The sequence below is a fragment of the Marinobacterium sp. xm-a-127 genome (assembly GCF_013283425.1).
GTDB lineage: Bacteria > Pseudomonadota > Gammaproteobacteria > Pseudomonadales > Balneatricaceae > Marinobacterium_E.
Genome location: NZ_WBYH01000011.1, coordinates 1 through 1,598, shown reverse-complemented (window position 1 = coordinate 1,598; position 1,598 = coordinate 1). Strand labels below are relative to the sequence as shown.

General features: G+C 39.7%; 2 protein-coding genes. One reads left to right on the top strand and one right to left on the bottom strand.

Going from position 1 to position 1,598, the window contains the following annotated elements; all coding sequences use genetic code 11:
- Nucleotides 1-119 precede the first annotated feature (119 nt).
- Complete coding sequence (locus XMA127_RS11675) at nucleotides 120-452, bottom strand: Qac family quaternary ammonium compound efflux SMR transporter (RefSeq protein WP_173482599.1); 333 nt, start codon at nucleotides 450-452, stop codon at nucleotides 120-122.
- Between the two features lie 489 nt (nucleotides 453-941).
- On the opposite strand from XMA127_RS11675, the gene XMA127_RS11670 reads away from it, so the two are divergent.
- Nucleotides 942-1,511 carry a hypothetical protein gene (locus tag XMA127_RS11670; protein WP_173482299.1) on the top strand — a complete coding sequence of 190 codons (570 nt, stop codon included), beginning with the start codon at nucleotides 942-944 and terminating at the stop codon, nucleotides 1,509-1,511.
- The last annotated feature ends 87 nt before the right edge of the window (nucleotides 1,512-1,598 follow it).

Sequence of the window (1,598 nt, the reverse complement as noted above, 5' to 3'; positions counted from 1 at the left end):
TCACGACCCAAAGCTGACATTAACGCCTTGCTAGGTGGCCTGAAAAGTAGCTATAACTGCCCCTCTTAGCCAGGTATAGCAGACGCAGTACACTTGAGTAACTTATTAGATGCACTGGATTAATGTGCGCTAGTTTTTGAAAGCAAGTTGAGAACAACAACGCCACTAACGATTAACCCCATCCCAACATATCCCCAAAGGTCAAGTTTTTGACCGTGCATAAACCATGCGACTAGAGTAACTAAAACTATGCCAAGCCCTGACCAAATTGCATATGCAATACCAACAGGGATTGATTTCAGAGTAAGTGAAAGTAAATAGAAAGCTGCGCCATAACCAATAATAACAAGCATAGATGGGGCGATTTTAGTAAAACCTTCACTCGACTTCAGACTAGATGTTGCAATTACTTCACAAATAATTGCAGCGGATAAAAACAACCAGTTTTTCAAGGTTTGCTCCAATGTATATATATTGCGATAGAGTAAACTAACCCTTTAATAATGTGCACTCTTGTTCTTTTGGAGAGACTGTGAGCACATGTACATCTAACATTTCAATTCTAAGACGGTTTGATTTGCCGTTTACTATATACCTATAAAGCATATGATTATTTATGTCCTCTTTTGGCACCTGGCAGACTAAGCAAATGGATGAACAGTCCGAGGATAATATCCCGCCTTGAGCGTCTGGCAGGTGAAATATTTATAGGTTTTGGCTTGAAGCGAGCCCCTTCGAGGTATTAGCAGAGACGGCAGCTTTGTGCCGTTAGACGTAGCCCCGCTTAGCGGTCAAACACGACCCAAAGCTGCCACTGACAATTCAAATGGGTTGCACCTGACGTACTTCGTATATAAGTGCGCAGCAAATAATACAGTTACTAGAAAAAACCTTTAATATCTTTATTTTACTATGCGGATGTATTCCTCAGAGGGAAAAGAATGTCGGAGATCAATTCTACTATTACAGAAGGTAAATCAATGCTGATAAGTTTTGCCGACTGGGAAAATCTTTCTACTGATGATCAGTGGTGTAAGCCTGTAGCGTTCAATTCGGCTGCTGATGAGATCAGCTATGTATTTGATCGATACGAGAATTATGGAGCATCACATGTTGAGTATCTGGTTAATCCTAAAAGGAAAACCTTTGAATATCTTCTGACCGACAGGCTTTATAGAGGGTTGATCGACGAAATGCCTATCAGGTTTTATGATTATAGCCTCCTGAGAAAAGATTATCTGGAAGCCGTGATGGAACGAGGACTAGATGAAAATATTTTCAGGCGGTACAAAGAGATAGAAGATCAGAAACTGGCGAAACTATTCAAATGGCTCTCCGATATTTATGAAATTGAAAATGACTGCTTTGAACTGATACAGACATTTTTCGAAAGATTTGAAACCTATGAATCGTATTTAAAATTTATAGAAGTAATGCAGAAAGATACTGCTACTCAGAAAACTGAAAACGAATCATATAAGGTGTTACTTGATCAACTTTCAAGCATCTAAGGCGATTCGGGGCTTGCCAATGTTTTAATTGGCTAGATTCTGATTTAATTCGCAGCTGTAAACGACTGCTATGTGCCGGTAACAGCC

Bases quoted from the DNA above. Each gene is read 5' to 3' on its own strand.
- XMA127_RS11670 (WP_173482299.1), top strand. From the start codon at position 942: ATGTCGGAGATCAATTCTACTATTACAGAAGGTAAATCAATGCTGATA.